Here is an 18,309-nt window from a genome sequence, read left to right on the forward strand (position 1 = left end):
TACTAGCCCGCCGGGCAGGTGGCCGCCGCTTGACGCAGCACCCCCGTCGACGGCTGGTCCACCGGTAACGAGTAGCCGCGCAACACGGCGATGAACTGCATGGCGTACTGGCAGGCGAACGCGGCGTTCGGCGGCATCCATTGCGCGGGCGCCGCGTCCCCCTTGTCCTGGTTGGCCTGTCCGTCGACGGCCAGCAGGTTGGCGGGGTCGTTGGCGAAGCGCAGCCGCTCGGCGTCGGGCCACCCGTAGGCGCCCATGTCCCAGGCGTAGGCGAGCGGGACGATGTGGTCGATCTGGACCGCCTCCCCGACCTTGGGGCCGCGCTGGAACGCGATGGTCTTGTTGGTGTAGGGATCGTGCAGGGTGCCGGTGGCCACCGCGTCCGGGCACCGTTTGGTGACGACGTACGTCTTGTCGACGAGGTCGCGGTTGAGGATGTCGTCGCGGGTGTCGCAGCCGTTGTGCCCCAGTGGGGCGTCGTTGTCGTCGTCCCACGCGTCGCCGAACGCCGGCCGCCGGTAGTCGTACCGGTGCGCCCGCACCGGCAGCACCGGGATGCCCGCCAGCACGTCGGAGCCGGGTTGCACCGTGGGGACGTCGGCGCGCGCCGCGTATTCGGCGGCGTGCCTGGCCGCCGTGGACCCCACCGTCTGGTAGGCCACCAGCAGCGCGAGCGCCGCGACCGCGGACAGCCACAGCAGCACCCTGCGGTTCACGACTTGTCCAGGTATTCGATCCGGTCACCGGTGACGAAAGGCGCTGCCAGCAAAGCCAATTCGGGGTTGGCCGGGTTGTCGGCGTAGCTGCGGACGCAGAATTCGCGCGCGGCCTCGATGACGTCGCGGTGGTCGGCCAGCGACAGCAGGCGCAGGTTGATCGCGCGGCCGGACTGGTTGCGGCCCAACACGTCTCCCTCCCGGCGTTCCTTGAGGTCCAGGTCGGCCAGCGCGAACCCGTCCAGGGTCGCGGCCACCGCGGACAGCCGGCGGCCCGCGGGCGACTCCGGCGAAACCCAGCTGGCGAGCAGGCACAGGCTGGGATGGCTGCCGCGGCCGATGCGGCCACGCAGCTGATGCAGCTGGCTGATGCCGAAGCGGTCGGCATCCATCACCAGCATCACGGTGGCGTTGGGCACATCCACACCGACCTCGATGACGGTGGTGCACACCAGCACGTCGATGTCACCAGCGCGGAACGCCGCCATCGCGGCGTCCTTTTCGTCGGCGGACAACCGGCCGTGCATCAGGCCCAGGCGCACCTTCGCCAACTCACCCGAACGCAGCCGGGCGTAGAGACCCTCGGCGGTTTCCGACGGCCTGGTGTTCTGCTCCTGCTTGTCCGCATCGTCGGTCTCGTCGATCCGCGGCGCGACCACATAGGCCTGGCGGCCGGCGGCGACCTCCTCGCTGATGCGCCGCCAGGCCCGCTCCAGCCACGCCGGCTTGTCCTTGACGAAGATGACGTTGCTGGTGATCGGCTGCCGGCCGCGCGGAAGTTCGCGCAGCGTAGACGTTTCCAGGTCGCCGTAGACGGTGAGCGCTACCGTGCGCGGTATCGGCGTCGCCGTCATCACCAGCAGGTGCGGCGTGACACCGGGACGGGCCTTGGCGCGCAACTGGTCTCGCTGTTCGACGCCGAAGCGATGTTGCTCGTCGACCACCACCATGCCCAGGTGGTGAAATTCCACCGCGTCCTGCAGCAGCGCGTGGGTGCCGACGACGATCCCGACCTGACCGCTGGCCACCTCGTCACGGACGTGCTTCTTCTGCGCCGCCGTCATCGACCCGGTGAGCAGCGCGACGCGGGTCGCGTGGTCGGCACCACCGAGCTGGCCGGCCATCGCCAACGGGCCGAGTACGTCGTTGATCGACCGGAGATGTTGGGCGGCAAGGACTTCCGTGGGCGCCAGCAACGCACACTGGTAGCCGGCGTCCACCAGTTGCAGCATCGCGAGCACCGCGACGATGGTCTTGCCCGAACCGACCTCGCCCTGCAGCAGCCGGTTCATCGGGCGGGTGGACGCCAGCTCCGTCGCGAACACATCCAGCACCTCGCGCTGGCCGGCGGTCAGCTCGAACGGTAAGCGCCCCAACAGTTCCGCGGCCAAGCCGTCGGGCCGCGCCGGCGCCGCGGGCCCGGACTCCGACAGTTCGCTGTGCCGCCGGGCCGCCAGCGCCCACTGCAACCCGACCGCCTCGTCGAAGGTCAGCCGCTCCCGCGCCCGCCTGCGCGCCGCCTCCTCTTCGGCCAGGTGGATGTCGCGCAGCGCCCGGTCCTCGGAGACCAGGCCGTGATGGTCGCGCAGCTCCGCGGGCAACGGGTCGTCCACCGGATCCAGGACGTCGAGCACCTGGCGCACGCACCGGAAGATGTCCCAGCTCTGCAGCTTTGTGGTCGCCGGATAGATCGGGAAGAAGGCCCGCTCGAACGCCGCCATCTGCACCTCGCCGGTGGTGGCCTGCGAGGCGATCGCGATGTTCTTCAGCGAGCTCGTGCCGCGGTTCTTGCCGTCCGGGGAGTCGAGGATGAGGAACGCCGGATGGGTCAGCTGCATGACGTTGTTGAAGAAGCCGACCTCGCCGGAGAGCATCACCTTGGTGCCCTTGGTCAGGTCCTTCTTCAGGTAGTTCGCGTTGAAGAACGTCGCGGTCACCTTGTTGCGGCCGGCGCCGAGGGTGATGCGGTGGCACATCCGGTTCGGGGTCTTCTTCATGGGGAACGTCTTGGTTTCGGCGATCGTGTCGACGATCGTGATGTGCTCGCCGGCCGGGGGCTTCTGGTCGTCGGAGTCCCAGCGGGTCGCGCCCTCGGTGTAGCTGCGCGGATAGTGGCGCAAAAGGTCGTCGACGGTGCGGATGCCCAGCTCCTCGTCGAGCTGATCGGCGGCCTTGGCGCCCACCACGAAGTCCAGCCGGTCGCGCAGCGTGGCCACGGCTACTCGACCCCGATCAGCAGCGCGTCCCCGCGATGCCCGGTGCGGTAGGTGACCAGCTCGGTCCCCGGGTGATGGTCGTGCATGTGCTCTTCCAGGATGTCGGCCACGGCCGTGACGTCGTCGTCCGTTTCGATGCCGGCGCCCACCAGCACGGTCACCAGGTCACCGCCCGAGGCCAGCAACAGGTCGAGCAGGCCGATGGCCGCCGCGATGGCGTCGGCGGCCACGATCAGCACCTCGTCCCCCGCGATGCCCAGGCCGTCGCCGGGCTGGCAGCGCCCCGCCCAGGTCAACGCGCTCTCGGTCGCGATGCGCACCGAGCCGTGCCGGGCGGCACCCGCGGCGCGGGCCATGGTGTAGCCGTCGTCCACCGCCTGCCGGCCGGTTTCGTGCACGGCCAGCGCGGCCAGCCCCTGCACCATCGATCCCGTCGGGATCGGCACCACGTCGATGCCCCAGCCGATGGCCGCGGTGCACCCGGCCACCAGCTCCTCGGCGGGCACGTAGCCGTTGGGCAGCACCATCACCTGCGCGGCGCCGGTGTCGATCACCGCCCGCATCAACTGGTGCGCGCTGATGGTGGTGACCGGGTCGCCCCCGCCCGCGTCCCGCTGCAGCACGCAGGCGCCCTCGCCGCCGAACAACTCGGCGGCGCCGTCGCCGTCGACGACGGCCAGCACCGCGCGTTCCCGCGTCCAGCCGCCGGCCGGCAGCCCGGTGGCGCCGGAGCTCAACGCCGAAATCACGATGCGGCTCAGCCGCCCCGCGGCCAGCCCCGCCTCGACCGCGGCACCGGCGTCGTCGGTGTGCACGTGCACCGAGTAGGTGCGGTGGGCCGGCGACGGCGCGGCGGCGATGCCCACCGAATCGCCGAGCTCCCCGAGCCGGTCCCGCAGGGCGTCCGCCGCGGCCGGTTCGCATCCGTCCAGCCGGTACATCACCTCGAACTGCGGCGCGGGGCGTTCGGCGGCGCCCTGCGGTTGCGGTGCGCGCGGCGACAACTCGTAGACGCTCCGGGCGGGCGCCTGCCCGGTGACGGTGGCGCGCAGGGCGTCCAGCAGGACCAGCAGGCCGCGGCCCCCCGCGTCCACGGCACCCGCGTCGGCAAGCACGTCGAGCTGCTCGGGTGTCTTTTCCAGGGCGACCACCGCCGCGTCCCCGGCGGCGATGAGCGCCGGGGTGAGCCCGTCCCCGGCTTGGACGCACTCCCCGACGGCGTCGGCTGCGGCCCGCAGCACCGACACGATGGTCCCGGGGATTTCCTGGCCGCCCATCGAGGCGATGACCAGCTCGACACCGCGGCGCAGCGACGCGCCGAGCGTAGGGGCGTCGATGTGGGGCAGCTCACCGCCGGAGTCGGCCGCCGCGGACGCGGTCACGTCGGCGACGCCGCGCAAGATCTGCGACAAAATCACACCGGAATTGCCGCGGGCGCCGTTCAGGGCGCCGGCCGACATCGCGGCGGCGGCCCGCGCGACGCACGCCGAACCGCCCTCCGAATTCAGCCCGGCGTTGGCCTCGGCCAGCGCCGATCGCATGGTGAACAGCATGTTGGCGCCGGTATCGGAGTCGGCCACCGGGAAGACATTGAGCCGGTTGATCTCGTCGATGTGGGTGATGAGGTCGCTGACGGCGGTGTGCGCCCAATCCCGCAAGGTGGTCGCGTCCAGCAGGCGTTCCGACGGTCCCAGTGTTACCCACCTCCTTCACAACCAGCGTGGGCGCCAGCGTAGCCCGGTGACACCGGGCGCGGCCGCCCGTGACCACCACCCGCCGGCGGGGCGATCCGGCCCATTGAGCCTAGCCAGACGGGGCGACAGCGGTCCCGATCGTTTTGGCGGTTGCCACGCCGATCGCCTATCCTGGTTGGGCCCGGTCAACCGGGCTGTCCCGGCCACGTGTCAGACCGCCGAGCCGGACCCCCGAGATTTGAGGAGCTTGAACCATGGCCGCTGTGTGCGACATCTGCGGGAAAGGCCCCGGCTTCGGCAAGTCGGTGTCGCACTCCCACCGCCGCACCAGCCGCCGGTGGGACCCCAACGTCCAGACGGTGCACGTTGTCACCCGCCCGGGCGGCAACAAGCAGCGTCTCAACGCCTGCACGTCCTGCATTAAGGCCGGCAAGGTCGTCCGGGGCTAGGGGCGATCGCAAGCGCGGCGTTGCCGGGCGCTGCGGGTCGCCCCATCGGGGCAGGGGCGATCGCAAGCGCGGCGTTGCCGGGCGCTGCGGGTCGCCCCATCGGGGCTAGCCAGACGTTAGTCCGGGCTACATCACGACGTGCCCGGCGTCGACGGGTATCGACACGCCCGTCACGTAACGCGCGCGGGGGCCCACCAGCCATAGCACCGCTTCGGTCACGTCTTGCGCCTCGACCAGCGGCACGTCGGGCAGCAGCATCTGGGCGACGGCCGGGTTCGGGTTCGCCAGCATCCGGTTGACCACGAAGTCGTTGAGAATCATCGGCGTCGTGACACCGGCCGGGTGCACCGAATTGACCCGAATCTTGTGCGGCGCATAGGCATTCGCCGCCGACCGCATGAGCCCGACGACACCGTGCTTGGACGCGGCGTAGGCGAACATCGCCGCACTCCCGTCTCCGCCCTTGCCGGTCAGACCCTGCGACGAGCTGATGAGCACCACCGAACCGCCTACGCCCTTGCGGATGATCGACGGCACCGTCGCCAGCATCGTGTGCCACACGCCCTTGAGGTTGGTGTCCACGATCGTGGTGAACACCGGCTCGGACTCGATGTCGGTAAGCCCGATCGCCACCACCCCGGCGTTGGCGACGACGATGTCGATCTCGCCGAGAACGTCGATTGCGCTTTGCACCCCGGCCTGCAATTGCGGCAGGTCCCGCACGTCGGCGACGACCGGCACCACCTTGCCGCCCGCCGCTTCGACCAGACGCGCAGTTTCGTCGAGATCCGATTTGCTGCCCAGGGGGTAGGGAATCGCGTCGATGTCGGCGCAGATGTCCACCGCGATGATGTCGGCGCCCTGTTCGGCGAAGGCCACCGCGTGGCTGCGGCCCTGGCCGCGCGCCGCGCCGGTGATCACGGCGACCTTGTTGTCGAGTTCACCCATGACTACACCTCCAGTGTCGTGCCGGTCTCTTGTTCGGCGAAGGCCACCAGGCGCGCGGCCGCCTCGTAGTCGCAGGCGACCGGCGAGCGGCCGGCGAGCACCGGGCCGCCGCGCAGGCCGAACCTGCCGCTGACGCCGACGTAGCTGCCCGGCGGAATCGGTTCGCTGATGCAGTACAGCGTGGGCGCCGCGCCCTGGTCGATGTCGTTGGCCAGCCGGTCGGCCACCGCCTTGACCCCTTTGTGGGCCACCGCCATCAGCGGCGAGTCGCCGACCTGCGACAGATTCGAGGCCACCCAGCCCGGATGGGTGAGCTGGCTGACGATGGGCGATCGGGCGGCGCGCAGCCGGCGGTCGAGCTCCAGGCCCCACAGCATCACCGCCAGCTTCGACTGCCCGTAGGCGCCGAGCCTGGTCCACTTGTGTCGGCGCAGGTGTGGGTCGTCCAGGCGCAGCGTCGCCGATCGGTGCGCGTCGGACCCCACGTTGATGATCTGCGACCGGATCCGGGGCAGCAGCAGGTTGGTCAGCGCGAACGGCCCGAGCAGATTGGTGCCCAGCGTCTTCTCGAAGCCGTCGACCGTTTCGGTGCGGCGCTCGGTCAGCGCGCCGGCGTTGTTGATCAGGATGTCGACGTCGTCGTCGACCGACTGCGCGAACGCGCGCACCGACGACAGATCGGCGAGGTCGACCCGCGCGACCGCAGTGGATCCGCCGATATCGGCGGCGCGCTGCTCGCCCAGCTCGGTGTTGCGCACCGCCATGATCACGTGCGCGCCGGCGTTGGCCAGGGCGCGGGCGGTCCCGAGCCCGACGCCGTTGGTCGCGCCCGTCACGACGACTCGTTTGCCGGTCAGGTTGCCGAGCCGGGCCGGCGTCCAAGATAGGGTCACGGCGATCAAGAGTAATGGTCGGTTCTATGTAAATTGGACCGGTTCTGCCACCATTGTTCGCGGAAGCGGCGGAGACGGGCCCGACAGGTGGTTTCACATGAGTGACAGCGCAACGGAAATCACCAACCTGATCTACACCTACGCCGAGCTTCTCGATGGCGGCGACCTGGACGGGGTGGCCAGGCTCTTCGAGCACGGCCGGATCTGCGGCGTGGAGGACGGACCGCCGGAGACGGTGTTCGCCGGCGCCACCCGGGTGCGCGAGATGTATGAGATGGCCACCCGCATCTACTCCGACGGCACGCCGAAGACCAAGCACAACACGACCAACGTGCAGCTGTATATCGACGAGGCCGCGGGGACCGCCCGCAGCACGTCCTACTACTGCGTCACCCAGGCCACCCCCGACCTGCCGCTGCAGGTGATCGTGACCGGGCACTACAAGGACACGTTCCAGCGGGTGGACGGCGCCTGGCGGTTCGACAGCCGCACAATGTTCGTCGACCAGGTCGGCGACGTCAGTCAGCATCTGAAGTTCTGAAACGGTTCGTGTTATACGACAAGCCTTTAGGAAAATCAAATGCCCGATGATCCCGTCGCCACGGCCTCCCAGCACGAACAGGAACTGGCCGCCCTCGAGCTGATCGAACACCCCACCGTCAGGTCCGCCTACCAGGCGGTGGCGCAGACCTGGCTGGGCCGGGCGAACGCGTCGGAGGCGATGCGGGAGCGGTTCGACGCCGCGTTCGCCGAGGTGATGTTCTCGGCCGCGGTGTGGTCGTCCAACCAGGACAAGCTGCGGCCGAAGGTCAGCTGCATCACCCGGCTGGCGCACCCGGTCGACGGCCGCCGCATCCCCGGATCTCGTTGGGGCATCGACAATCCCGACAGCGTTTACCGGGTGATCCCGATCTCCGGCGATGAACGCTACGAAATTCACGGCCGGGTGGGCGAGCACCGCATGACCGAGAACTACTTCACGCTCTGGGACGCCAACATGGGCACCGTCGACGTGCTCAACGGCCGCACCATGCACGTCGACTCCGACGGCAGCTACACGATCACGGTGGACGCCGACCCCGCCGGTGGCCGGCCCAACCACGTGCGGACCACCCCGGCGGCGCACGAGTTCTACATCCGGGACGTGTTGTTGGACTGGGGGCGCGACGACGCCAATCACATTGAGGTGCAACGGCTTGGCGGTCCCCCGCTAGCGCCCGCGCGCACGCGCGACGAGCAGGCCGAGGCCACCGCGGCGATGATGGCGCACTTCGCCAACTTCACCGGCAAGCTCAGCCACGGCGTCTACAAGATGCCGCCCAACCACTTCGACCTGGCGTGGTCGGCCGACAAGGCCGGCGCGATGCGCAACCAGGTGTACGTCATGGGCCGCCTCGATCTCGCCCCCGACGAGGTGTTCGTGGTGGACCTCAACGACGGTGGCGCCGAATACTTCACGGTTCCGCTGAGCAACATCTGGGGCACCACGCTGAACATCCTCGACCGCACCGGCAGCCTCAACAAGGCGCAGTCGGTTCCCAACGAGGATGGCACGTACACCTACGTGATCGCGCCGACCGACCCCGGCGTGGCCAACTGGATCGACTCCGACGGCCTGCGGGAAGGGATCCTGACCCTGCGGATGGCCGAATTCGGCGAGTCGGGCCCCCGCGAGGACCTCGGCGCGCGCGGGCGGGTCGTCAAGCTGGACCGGCTCGACACCGAGCTGCCCGAGCTGCCACGGGTGAGCCCGCAGGAGCGGGCCGCTCAACTCGCCGACCGGCGGACGGCGTATCTGCGGCGCCTGCCCGAAGGGCCGGCCTGAGATGGCGCGCTGGCTTGTCACCGGCTGCTCCACCGGCTTCGGCCGCGAAATCGCCCGCGCGGCACTGGAAGCGGGACACCGCACGGTGGTGACCGCGCGGCGCGCCGACGCGGTGCGGGACTTCGCCGACGAGTTCGGGGATCGCGCCCTGGCCGTCGCGCTCGACGTCACCGACCCGAAGCAGATCGCGGCCGCGGTGTCGGCCGCAGACGACGCGTTCGGCGGCATCGATGTGCTGGTCAACAACGCCGGTCACGGATACCTGTCCGCCGTGGAGGAGGGCGAGGACGCCGAGGTCCGAAAGCTGTTCGAGGTCAACTACTTCGGTGCGGTCAACATGATCAAGGCGGTGCTGCCGGGCATGCGTGCGCGCGGCTCCGGGCACATCATCAACATGTCGTCGATGACCGGCCTGGTGGCCAACCCGCCCAACGCCTACTACTCGTCGACCAAGTTCGCGCTCGAGGCGATCACCGAGGCCCTCGCCACCGAGGTGCGCCCGCTGGGCATCAGGGTGACCGCGATCGAGCCGGGTGCCTTCCGCACCGATTGGGCGACGCGATCGATGAAGGAGTCGGCCACGCCGATAGCCGATTACGTCGACGTCGCGGCGCGCAAGGATCTGATCAAGCAGTTCGCCGATCATCTCCCCGGCGACCCGCGCAAGGTCGCCGAAGCCGTGCTCATGGTGACCACCCTCGACGAGCCGCCGCTGCGGCTGCTGTTGGGTCGCGACGTGCTCAAAGCCATGCGCGACAAGATCGCCGCGCTCTCGTCATCGATCGAAGAGTGGAAATCCGTCACGAAGGACGTGAACTTCGCGGATTAGTCCTCACTCGTCGAGGAACACGGCGTGCTCGTCCACCGCGTCGCGCCCGATGCGTAACTTGTTGGCGGGGAAATCGGGGTCGGAGTAGCCGATGGACAGGCCGCACAGGATGTTCAGCGCCGGCGGGATGTTCAGCTGCTCGCGCACCACGTCGGGGTAACCGGCGATCGCCACCTGCACGCAGGTTCCCAGTCCGCGCGCGGTCAGGGCGAGCAGCAAGGTCTGCAGGAACATACCCACTCCCATGCTGTCGGCGTAGCCGAGGTCGCGATGCATGCACACGATGGCACCCAGCGGGGCGCGGAAGAACTCCCAGTTGCGCAGCACGGCGATGCGCCGCGCCTCGCTGTCGTGGCGGGCGATGCCCATCGAGCCGTACACGTGCGCGCCGGTGTCGCTGCGGAAATGGGCGAACTCGGCGGGCAGCTGCGGTACCCGGGGCGGTTCGGCGCGGGCCTTTTCCAGCATCGCGGTCACCAACCGGTCGCGGGCGGCGCCGGCGACGAAGACCAGGTGCCATGGCTGCACATTGGAGTTCGACGGCGCGCGCATGGCCAGCTCCAGCGATTCCCGCACCAGGTGGCGCGGCACCGGGTCGGGCAGGAACAGCCGCGTCGAATGCCGCTCCCGGATGGTGTCTTCCAAGTCGTACATCGCTTCATGGTGTCAGGCGCCCGCGGCGATCGTGAGCGCGGCGAAGCCGGGCGAAACGGGTCGCCGCCACCAGGCCACGCCGATCGTGAGCGCGGCGAAGCCGCGCGAAACGGGTCGCCGCCACCAGGCCACGGCGATCGTGAGCGCGGCGAAGCCGGGCGATACGGGTCGCCGCCACAGGCCGCGCCGATCGTGAGGGCGGCGAAGCCGCGCGAAACGGGTCGTTACGTCAAACGGGTTCGTCGTCGTCGGTGTCACGGAGGAATCTTTCGGGGTGGTGGAAGTTGTTGGTTCTAGGTTGCCCACGGTCCAGGTGCGCGGGCGGGAGCCATTCCGTTTCGCCACGGGCGTTGGTGCGGGTGGTCCAGCCCTTTTCGGCGAGTCGGTTGTCGGGCCCGCAGGCCAGGGTCAGGTCGTCGATGTCGGTGCGGCGGGTGGCTTGCCAGCCCGTGACGTGGTGGACCTGGCTGTGGTATGCCGGCGCATCACACCCCGGCTTGGTACACCCACGGTCTCTGGCGTACAACATGATTCGCTGCGCCGGGGAAGCCAACCGCTTGGTGTGGTGCAGTGCTAACGACCTGCTCTTGTCGAAGATCGCCAAGTAGTGGTGAGCGTGGCCGGCCCAGCGGATCACATCCGCCATCGGCACCAAGGTGCCGCCGGCGGTCAGCGCCTTGCCGGCGGCCGCCTCAAGATCCTGCAACGTGGTGGTGACCACGATCGACACCGGCAAGCCATTGTGCTGACCCAGATCACCGGAGGCCAGCAGGCCGCGCAGCGCGGCCAGGAAGGCATCATGGTTGCGCTGGGCCCGGCTGCGAATATCGCGACGCACCGCGTCCTGGTCGGGTGTCGCGTCGACGATCGGCGTCTCATCCTCGGGGTTGCACGCGCCCGGGGCGGCCAGCTTGGCGAGCATTGCCTCGATAGCGGCCCGCAACTCCGGGGTCACCAGGCCGCTGAGGCGCGACATGCCGTCGCACTCCTGTGCGCCCAGGGTGATGCCGCGCTTGCGGGCCCGCTCGGCGTCGCTGAATTCCCCATCGGGGTGCAGCCAATCCATCAACCGCTTTGCGTAGGTGGCCAATTCGTCGGGCCGATAGCCGGCGGCCTTGACAGCCAGGTCGGCTTCGGCGGTCTGCCGGGTCAACGCGTCGACCTCGGCCGGCAGATGGGCCAGGAAGCCGCGAATCACCTTGACGTGCCCCTCGCCGATCAGCCCCTCGCGCTGACCGGCCGCGGTCGCGCTCAACTTCGGCGGCAACGGCTCACCGGTCAACGCCCGGCGCTCGCCCAGGTCGGCGGCTTCCTCGATGCGCCGGCCCGCCTCGGCCTTGGTGATCCGCAACCGGTCGGCCAGCCCCACACGCAGCGAGCCACCCAACTCTTCGGCACTGGCCTGCGCGGAAAGCTGATTGATCAACGCATGCTGAGGCGCCCGCAGCCGGCGTGCCACGCTTTCCACCCGCTCCAAGGCGCGCAGCCGCTCCGGCGTGGTGAGGACGTCAAAGGACAGCTCACACAAGCGGTCAGCGTCGCCACCGAGCGCGTCGATGACCTCGACGATCTCCTCACGACTGCTGACACCCATGCCTCAAACTCTAGGAACACCCACCGACAAAAATGCCCGCTCTGTGACTAGTGAAACCAAAGTGGCACAAGGGATTACAAAGAAACCGCGCAATAGGAACCGCGCTAATCGCGGACGACAATGACCGTCTTGCCGGGGCGATGGCCCGGGTGGTTGCGGCTTTCGAACGCCTCCCGCCCCCTGTCGAGGCGGAACGTCTGCGCGATATCCACGCGCAACCGTCCGCTGTCGACCAGCGCGGCGAGCTCGGCGAGCTGATCGCGATTGGGTGTGACGATGAAAAACGTTGCCGTGATGCCATATTCGTCGTCTCGACCTGCGGGCGGCGGCGCCGACAGGGTGATCAGCCGCCCGCCGCGGCGCAGCACGGGATACGAACGCTCCAGCGTCTGGCCGCCGACGGTGTCGATCACGACGTCGTAGAGCGCGTCGTCGAACGCCTCGGTGCGGACGTCGATCACGCGGGTGGCCCCGTATCCGCGGACGAGATCGCCGGCGTCACTGCGCACCGTCGCGGTGACGCGCGCGCCCAGCATCGCGGCCAGCTGGATCGTCAGCGCGCCCACGCCGCCCGCGCCGCCGTGCACCAACACGGCCTCGCCGGACCGCACGCCGGCGTGGTCGACCAACGCTTGCAGGGCCGTCAGACCGGCCAGCGGCAGCGCGGCGGCGACGGCGTGCGACACCGTCGACGGCTTGGCGGCCAGGTCCGCCGCCGGCACACAGACGAATTCGGCGGCGGCGCCGTCGCGGTCGAAGTCGATGAGCCCGTACACCTCGTCGCCGGGCGCGAAATCCGTCACGCCCGGCGCCACCTCGCCGACAACGCCCGACACCTCGTGGGACGGGATGACCGGTGTCTGGTTCACCCGGGTCCAGGTCTCATCCCACGTCAACTCGTCGAACGTGATGGCCGCGGCGTAGACGGCCACCAGGACTTCGCCCGCGGCCGGGGCCGGTACGGGCGCGCGCTCCACGACGAGTTGTTCCGGGCCGCCCCGGTGGTGGGCCCGCAATGCGGTCATCTCGGTCACGGCAGCCTCCAATCGATCGGGTCGGCGCCCATGCCCGTCAAGAGCTCGTTGGCGCGACTGAACGGACGCGACCCGAAGAACCCCCGCGACGCCGACAGCGGTGAGGGGTGGGGCGACTCGATCGCCACGCAATTGCCTTCGGCGAGAATCGGTTTGAGCGTCGAGGCGTCGCGACCCCACAGGATGGCCACCAGCGGCTGCGAGCGCGCGGCCAGCGCGCGGATGGCGCACTCGGTCACCGCCTCCCAGCCCTTGCCCCGATGCGAGGCCGGATTGCTGGGTCGCACGGTGAGCACCCTGTTCAACAGCATCACGCCGCGCTCGGCCCACGGCGTCAGATCGCCGCACGACGGCGCCGGGTGACCGAGGTCGGCGGCGTATTCGTCGAAGATGTTGGCCAGGCTGCGCGGCAGCGGGCGCACGTCGGGGGCCACCGAAAAGCTCAGTCCCACCGCGTGTCCCGGCGTCGGGTACGGGTCCTGCCCGACGATCAACACCCGGACATCGTCGAATGGAAAGGTGAACGCCCGCAAGACGTTCGGACCCGCCGGCAGGTACCTGCGCCCGGCCGCGATCTCGTCCCGCAGGAACTGGCCCATCGCGGCCACCTGATCGGCCACCGGCTGCAACGCGGCCGCCCAACCGTGCTCGACGAGTTCCGCCAACGGGCGCGCCGTCATCGCGGCCCCATTTCACTCACCGCGCCACCCTAACGGTCATACGACTGCCAGCCGGCGTAACCCGTCCACTCGCGCCCGTCGACAACCACATCGGGCTTGCCCTCGAGCACCCGCCCGATGATGCGCCATCCGGCCGGTGCGGGTCCGGCGAAACAGGCCACCAGGGCGTGGTCTTCGCCGCCGCCCAGCACCCACGGCCACGGGTCGGCGCCGACGGCGGCGCCCGCGGCGCTCAGTGCGTCGCGGTCCGCCGCCAGCGTCGCGGTCGACAGGTCCATCGTCACCGCGGACGCCTCGGCGACGTGGCGCAGGTCGGCGACCAGGCCGTCGGAGACGTCGATCATCGCCTGGGCTCCCCCGGCCGCCGCGGCCACCCCCTGCCCGTAGGGCGGCTGGGGAACCAGATGCCGCCGGCGCAGCGCGTCGAAACCCTCAATCCCCTTGCCGAACAAGGCAAGCCCCGCCGCCGAGCGACCCAGTTCACCGGCTACCGCGATCACCGAGCCCGCCTTGGCGCCGGACCGCAGCACCGGCGCGCGGCCGTCCAGCTCGCCCAGTACCGTCACGGAAATCACCCACTGCGGGCAGCTGACCAGATCGCCGCCGGCGATGCCCGCGCCGATGCGCTGGGCCTCGTCCCACATCCCGCCGACCAGCGCGTCCACCTCCGCTACCGGGGTGTCACCGGGCCCGCCGAACGCGACCACGAACGCCGTTGGGCGCGCGCCCATCGCCTCGATGTCCGCGGCGTTCTGGGCGATGGCCTTGCGGCCGACGTCGTGGGGCGTCGACCAGTCCAGGCGAAAGTGCCGGTCCTGCACCAGCATGTCGGTCGACACCGCGAGGCGCCCGTCCCGGGCCTGCACCACGGCCGCATCGTCGCCGGGCCCGACCGCGACCGCGGCCGGCTGTCGGCGGCCGCGCACCAGCCGATCGATGACGGTGAACTCACCGAGTTGCTGCAGGGTGGGATTCGATGCGTCGTCGGGCACGCCACCTCCTCCGCGCGTCCGGGCCCGTGCGGCCCGCTATCCGCTCTCCGACCTGCGGTAAGTTCAGTAACTGCCCGCGCGAGCGGCCCGCGCCAGTGTAGAGCCCCGCGCCGTCGTGCCAGAGATAGGAGGTGCGCGGGCGGTGACGACCGACGCCGATACCGGCCCCGCCGGGGACGAGGGACCGCCGACCGCGCTGATCATCGCCGCGGTCGCCGTGGCCGTCGTGGCGATCGGCGCGATACTGGTGATCGCGGCCAACCGCCAGGCGCCGCCGCAACCGGTCGCCCTGGCGGCCGCCCCGGCGCCGCAGGCCGACAGCCCCGCGTGCCGGGCACTGGCCGGGGCCCTGCCGCAGCGACTCGGCGACTATCAACGCGCGCCCATCGCGCAGCCGGCGCCCCAGGGCGCCACCGCGTGGCGCGCCGGGCCCGACAGTCAGCCCGTGGTGCTGCGCTGCGGGCTCGACCGCCCCGCCGAGTTCGTGGTCGGGTCCCCGATTCAGGTCGTCGACCGGGTGCAGTGGTTCGAGGTGCGTCCCGAGCAGCAATCCGCCGGTGACGCGGGCCGATCCACCTGGTATGCCGTGGACCGGCCGGTGTATGTGGCGCTCACGCTGCCGTCGGGGTCGGGCCCGACGCCCATTCAGCAACTCTCCGAATTGATCGATCACACCATTGCGGCGGTGCCGATCAACCCGGGGCCAGCCCACTAGCCATTTGGTGGCGACCCGCTTCGCCCGGCCACGCCGCGCTCGCGATCGCCACTAATCCAATGGTGGCGACCCGCTTCGCCCGGCCACGCCGCGCTCGCGATCGCCACTAGCGCAAACCCACCCCGCGCGCCAACGCCGTTTCCACCATGGTCGCCAACAGGGTGGGATAGTCCACGCCGCTGGCCGCCCACATCCTCGGGTACATCGAGATCGTGGTGAACCCCGGCATCGTGTTGATCTCGTTGAGCACCGGCCCGTCGTCGGTGAGGAAGAAGTCGACGCGGGCCAGACCCTGACAGTCGATGGCCTTGAACGCCCGGATCGCCAAATGCCGGATGGCGTCGGCGATGTCGTCGTCGACTTTGGCCGGCACGTCCAATTCGGCTGCGTCGTCGAGATATTTGGTGGCGAAGTCGTAGAACGAGTCCTCACGTCCCCGCACCCCGGCCACCCGGATCTCGCCCAATGTGCTGGCTTCGATTGTGCCGTCGGGCATTTCGAGCACTCCGCACTCCAGCTCGCGGCCCGTGATCGCCGCCTCCACGATCACCTTCGGGTCGTGGCGGCGTGCCAAAGCGACGGCGGCGGCCAGCTCGTCCCAGCTCGACACCCGGGTGACCCCGATCGAGGAGCCGCCCCGGGCGGGCTTGACGAACACCGGCAGGCCCAGCCGCTCGCACTCCTCGGGCCGCAGGGTCGAGCGCGACGGGCGCAGCACCGCGTACGGGCCCACCGGCAGCCCCTCGGCGACGAACAGCTTCTTGGTGAACTCCTTGTCCATGCCCGCCGCGCTGGCCAGCACGCCCGCGCCGACGTAAGGCACCCCGGCCAGTTCCAGCAGGCCCTGGATCGTGCCGTCCTCGCCGTAGGGACCGTGCAGCACCGGGAACACCACGTCGACGGACGTCAGCACCTCACCGGCCCCGGGCGACAGGGAGACCAATTGGCCGCCGCGGCCCGGGTCCGCCGGCAGGGCCAGCTCCGTGCCCGACTGAGCCGTGACCTCTGGCAGTTGCCGGTTGGTGATGGCGAGCGCGTCCGGGTCACCGTCGGTGAGCACCCAGGACCCTTCCGGGGTGATGCCGACCGCGACCACCTCGAACCGCTGCGGGTCGAGGTTGCGCAGGATGCTGCCCGCGGACACGCACGAGATGGCGTGCTCGTTGCTGCGCCCGCCGAAGACGACGGCGACGCGCACGCGGTTCCCGCTGGCACTCACAACCTAAAGAGGCTACCGGTTGCGCGGCGCTCGGGCCGGGCGGCGGGTCGCTAGCTGGGGTTTTCGGTCGATGATCACTCGGGCTTGGTCCTGCGGCCCAGCAGCAGGGCCATCGCCTCGTCCACCGACAGCCCCTTGTGGCAGACCCGGTGCACGGCGTCGGTGAGCGGCATCTCCACGTCGTAACTCGACGCGAGCGCCAGCACCGATTCACACGACGTCACGCCCTCGACGACGTGGCCACCGCCCGCCTGCATCGCCGACTCCATCGTCCCGCCGCGGCCCAGGCGTTCGCCGAAGGACCGGTTGCGCGACTGCGGCGACGTGCACGTCGCCACCAGGTCGCCCACCCCGGCCAGGCCGGCCAGCGTGGCGCCCTTGGCGCCGAGCGCGATCCCCAACCGGATGATCTCGGCCAGACCCCGGGTGATGATCGCAGCCGCGGTGTTTTCGCCTAGCCCGACGCCTGCCGCCATGCCGCACGCGAGCGCGATGACGTTCTTGCAGGCGCCGCCGATCTCGGTGCCGACGACATCACTATTGGTATAGGGGCGGAAGTAGCCGGTGTTCAGCATGCGCTGCAGCGCGACGGCCCGGCCGGAATCGCTGCACGCGACGACCGTGGCGGCGGGCTGGCATTCGGCGATCTCGCTGGCCAGGTTCGGTCCCGAGATCACCGCGACCTGCGCCGGGTCCACCCCCGTCACCGACACGATGACCTGACTCATCCGCATCAGGGTGCCCAGCTCGATGCCCTTGGCCAGGCTGACCAGGGTGGCACCGTCGGGCACCAGCGGCGCCCACCCCTCCAGGTTGGCGCGCATCGTTTGAGCGGGCACCGCCAGCAGCACGGTCGAGGCGCCGTCGAGCGCGTCGGCCGCGTCGGTGGTGGCGCGAATGCCGGCCGGCAGCGCTGTGCCGGGCAGATAGTCGGGGTTGGATCGGGTGGCGTTGATGCGGTCCGCCACATCAGAGCGACGGGCCCACAGCGTGACCTCCGCGTCCGGTTCCGCGGCCTCGACGAGCACCTTGGCCAGCGCGGTGCCCCACGCGCCGGCACCCATGACCGCGACGGCGCCGTTCGAGCCGGTCATCAACCACCCCCGTCTTTTTCTCCAGCGTGTTGCAGCCGCTACACCCTAGATCAGCGGACGTCACGCGAGCCAGCGCGTCCGTCGCTGGCAGGATGAGATGTCATGAGCGGCATACGAGCCGACGACGCGGGTAAAGACGTCGCCCTGATTGTCGCCGTCAAGCGGTTGGCCGCGGCCAAGACGAGGCTGGCCCCGGTTTTCTCGGCGCGCACCCGGGAGAGCGTGGTGCTCGCCATGTTGATCGACACCCTCACGGCCGCGACCCGCGTTGATGCGTTGGGTTCCATTACGGTCGTCACCCCCGACGAGGCCGCGGCCGCGGCGGCCACCGAGCTGGGGGCCGAGGTGCTGGCCGACCCGACGCCCGAGGGGCACGGCGACCCGCTGAACAACGCCATCGCCACCGCGGAGCGGGCGGTGGGTGGGTTCTTCCCGAATATCGTTGTGCTGCAAGGCGATTTGCCCGCGCTGCAGACACAGGAGCTGGCCGAGGCGATCGCCGCGGCGCGGCAGCACCGGCGCAGCTTCGTCGCCGACCGGCTGGCGACCGGAACCGCCGCCCTGTTCGCCTTCGGCGCCCAGCTCGATCCGCAGTTCGGCGCCGATTCGGCGGCGCGGCATCGGCGTTCGGGTGCGATCGAACTGACCGGCGCGTGGCCGGGCCTGCGCTGCGACGTCGACACTCCCGACGACCTCGCCGCCGCGCGCCGGCTGGGGGTCGGTGCCGCGACCGCCCGGGCGCTGGTGCAGCAGTGAA

At 70.2% G+C, this 18,309-nt stretch carries 19 protein-coding genes; 6 read left to right on the forward strand and 13 right to left on the reverse strand.

The window, feature by feature from the left end:
- Positions 1-2 precede the first annotated feature (2 nt).
- Genes A5680_RS20950 through A5680_RS20960 form a run of 3 tightly spaced genes read right to left on the reverse strand, consistent with a single transcriptional unit; the run spans position 3 to position 4,626 of the window.
- Positions 3-716, reverse strand: a complete 714-nt coding sequence (locus A5680_RS20950) for an HNH endonuclease family protein (protein WP_055405551.1) — start codon at positions 714-716, stop codon at positions 3-5.
- Positions 713-2,932, reverse strand: coding sequence for an ATP-dependent DNA helicase RecG (gene recG, locus A5680_RS20955; protein WP_067822724.1), 2,220 nt, complete (start codon positions 2,930-2,932; stop codon positions 713-715). The genes A5680_RS20950 and recG overlap by 4 nt, the downstream gene beginning before the upstream one ends.
- A 2-nt stretch (positions 2,933-2,934) precedes the next feature.
- A complete protein-coding gene (locus A5680_RS20960; RefSeq protein ID WP_055405549.1) occupies positions 2,935-4,626 on the reverse strand; it encodes a DAK2 domain-containing protein in 1,692 nt (563 codons plus the stop codon).
- 254 nt (positions 4,627-4,880) lie between these two features.
- Here A5680_RS20960 and rpmB point away from each other — a divergent pair, with 254 nt between their 5' ends.
- The gene (gene rpmB / locus A5680_RS20965; RefSeq protein WP_067749870.1) at positions 4,881-5,075 is read left to right on the forward strand and encodes a 50S ribosomal protein L28; all 195 of its coding nucleotides are present in this window, start codon (positions 4,881-4,883) and stop codon (positions 5,073-5,075) included.
- A gap of 126 nt (positions 5,076-5,201) precedes the next feature.
- Here the strand turns inward: rpmB and A5680_RS20970 are convergent, their stop codons facing one another.
- The gene (locus tag A5680_RS20970; RefSeq protein ID WP_067822727.1) at positions 5,202-6,023 is read right to left on the reverse strand and encodes a mycofactocin-coupled SDR family oxidoreductase; all 822 of its coding nucleotides are present in this window, start codon (positions 6,021-6,023) and stop codon (positions 5,202-5,204) included.
- Between the two features lie 2 nt (positions 6,024-6,025).
- Positions 6,026-6,916 carry an SDR family NAD(P)-dependent oxidoreductase gene (locus A5680_RS20975; RefSeq protein WP_067822802.1) on the reverse strand — a complete coding sequence of 297 codons (891 nt, stop codon included), beginning with the start codon at positions 6,914-6,916 and terminating at the stop codon, positions 6,026-6,028.
- A gap of 97 nt (positions 6,917-7,013) precedes the next feature.
- Between A5680_RS20975 and A5680_RS20980 the strand changes: the two genes are divergently transcribed.
- Genes A5680_RS20980 through A5680_RS20990 form a run of 3 tightly spaced genes read left to right on the forward strand, consistent with a single transcriptional unit; the run spans position 7,014 to position 9,570 of the window.
- Entirely contained in the window at positions 7,014-7,457 is a 444-nt protein-coding gene (locus A5680_RS20980) for a nuclear transport factor 2 family protein (protein WP_055403298.1), read from the forward strand.
- 39 nt (positions 7,458-7,496) lie between these two features.
- On the forward strand, positions 7,497-8,741 hold the full coding sequence (locus A5680_RS20985; protein ID WP_067822730.1) for a DUF1214 domain-containing protein: 1,245 nt from the start codon (positions 7,497-7,499) through the stop codon (positions 8,739-8,741).
- A 1-nt stretch (position 8,742) separates the two neighbouring features.
- Positions 8,743-9,570 (forward strand): oxidoreductase, encoded by an 828-nt coding sequence (locus tag A5680_RS20990; protein WP_067822733.1) that lies wholly within the window; start codon positions 8,743-8,745, stop codon positions 9,568-9,570.
- A gap of 3 nt (positions 9,571-9,573) precedes the next feature.
- Here A5680_RS20990 and A5680_RS20995 read toward each other — a convergent pair whose 3' ends face one another.
- From A5680_RS20995 to A5680_RS21015, 6 genes are all read right to left on the reverse strand, one after another.
- Positions 9,574-10,224 (reverse strand): nitroreductase, encoded by a 651-nt coding sequence (locus A5680_RS20995; protein WP_067822736.1) that lies wholly within the window; start codon positions 10,222-10,224, stop codon positions 9,574-9,576.
- A 12-nt stretch (positions 10,225-10,236) separates the two neighbouring features.
- A complete protein-coding gene (locus A5680_RS25915) occupies positions 10,237-10,482 on the reverse strand; it encodes a hypothetical protein (protein ID WP_156675195.1) in 246 nt (81 codons plus the stop codon).
- A complete protein-coding gene (locus A5680_RS21000; protein WP_067822739.1) occupies positions 10,454-11,818 on the reverse strand; it encodes an HNH endonuclease signature motif containing protein in 1,365 nt (454 codons plus the stop codon). Before A5680_RS21000 ends, A5680_RS25915 begins: the two co-directional genes overlap by 29 nt.
- A gap of 104 nt (positions 11,819-11,922) precedes the next feature.
- Entirely contained in the window at positions 11,923-12,843 is a 921-nt protein-coding gene (locus A5680_RS21005) for an NADP-dependent oxidoreductase (RefSeq protein WP_067822805.1), read from the reverse strand.
- Positions 12,844-12,848: 5 nt separating this feature from the next.
- A complete protein-coding gene (locus A5680_RS21010) occupies positions 12,849-13,532 on the reverse strand; it encodes a uracil-DNA glycosylase (RefSeq protein WP_067822742.1) in 684 nt (227 codons plus the stop codon).
- Between the two features lie 29 nt (positions 13,533-13,561).
- A complete protein-coding gene (locus tag A5680_RS21015; RefSeq protein ID WP_067822745.1) occupies positions 13,562-14,524 on the reverse strand; it encodes a thiamine-phosphate kinase in 963 nt (320 codons plus the stop codon).
- Positions 14,525-14,666: 142 nt separating this feature from the next.
- Between A5680_RS21015 and A5680_RS21020 the strand changes: the two genes are divergently transcribed.
- Positions 14,667-15,239: a DUF3515 domain-containing protein gene (locus A5680_RS21020; RefSeq protein ID WP_067822749.1), complete on the forward strand. Its 573-nt coding sequence runs from the start codon at positions 14,667-14,669 to the stop codon at positions 15,237-15,239.
- Positions 15,240-15,345: 106 nt separating this feature from the next.
- On the opposite strand, the gene A5680_RS21025 is transcribed toward A5680_RS21020, so the two are convergent.
- Entirely contained in the window at positions 15,346-16,458 is a 1,113-nt protein-coding gene (locus A5680_RS21025; protein WP_055403306.1) for a D-alanine--D-alanine ligase family protein, read from the reverse strand.
- A gap of 74 nt (positions 16,459-16,532) precedes the next feature.
- The gene (locus A5680_RS21030) at positions 16,533-17,552 is read right to left on the reverse strand and encodes an NAD(P)H-dependent glycerol-3-phosphate dehydrogenase (RefSeq protein WP_055403307.1); all 1,020 of its coding nucleotides are present in this window, start codon (positions 17,550-17,552) and stop codon (positions 16,533-16,535) included.
- Positions 17,553-17,654: 102 nt separating this feature from the next.
- Between A5680_RS21030 and cofC the strand changes: the two genes are divergently transcribed.
- Positions 17,655-18,308, forward strand: a complete 654-nt coding sequence (gene cofC / locus A5680_RS21035) for a 2-phospho-L-lactate guanylyltransferase (RefSeq protein WP_067822752.1) — start codon at positions 17,655-17,657, stop codon at positions 18,306-18,308.
- The last annotated feature ends 1 nt before the right edge of the window (position 18,309 follow it).

The organism is Mycobacterium sp. E2989 (genome assembly GCF_001667595.1).
In the GTDB taxonomy this organism is placed as follows: Bacteria; Actinomycetota; Actinomycetes; order Mycobacteriales; family Mycobacteriaceae; genus Mycobacterium.

Excerpts from the sequence above, each read along its gene's own strand:
- A5680_RS20980 (WP_055403298.1), top strand. The coding sequence starts at position 7,014 with ATGAGTGACAGCGCAACGGAAATCACCAACCTGATCTACACCTACGCC.
- A5680_RS21000 (WP_067822739.1), bottom strand. The coding sequence starts at position 11,818 with ATGGGTGTCAGCAGTCGTGAGGAGATCGTCGAGGTCATCGACGCGCTC.
- A5680_RS21010 (WP_067822742.1), bottom strand. The coding sequence starts at position 13,532 with ATGACGGCGCGCCCGTTGGCGGAACTCGTCGAGCACGGTTGGGCGGCC.
- A5680_RS20985 (WP_067822730.1), top strand. The coding sequence starts at position 7,497 with ATGCCCGATGATCCCGTCGCCACGGCCTCCCAGCACGAACAGGAACTG.
- rpmB (WP_067749870.1), top strand. The coding sequence starts at position 4,881 with ATGGCCGCTGTGTGCGACATCTGCGGGAAAGGCCCCGGCTTCGGCAAG.
- A5680_RS20990 (WP_067822733.1), top strand. The coding sequence starts at position 8,743 with ATGGCGCGCTGGCTTGTCACCGGCTGCTCCACCGGCTTCGGCCGCGAA.
- A5680_RS21005 (WP_067822805.1), bottom strand. The coding sequence starts at position 12,843 with ATGACCGCATTGCGGGCCCACCACCGGGGCGGCCCGGAACAACTCGTC.
- A5680_RS20970 (WP_067822727.1), bottom strand. The coding sequence starts at position 6,023 with ATGGGTGAACTCGACAACAAGGTCGCCGTGATCACCGGCGCGGCGCGC.
- A5680_RS20995 (WP_067822736.1), bottom strand. The coding sequence starts at position 10,224 with ATGTACGACTTGGAAGACACCATCCGGGAGCGGCATTCGACGCGGCTG.
- A5680_RS21030 (WP_055403307.1), bottom strand. The coding sequence starts at position 17,552 with ATGACCGGCTCGAACGGCGCCGTCGCGGTCATGGGTGCCGGCGCGTGG.
- cofC (WP_067822752.1), top strand. The coding sequence starts at position 17,655 with ATGAGCGGCATACGAGCCGACGACGCGGGTAAAGACGTCGCCCTGATT.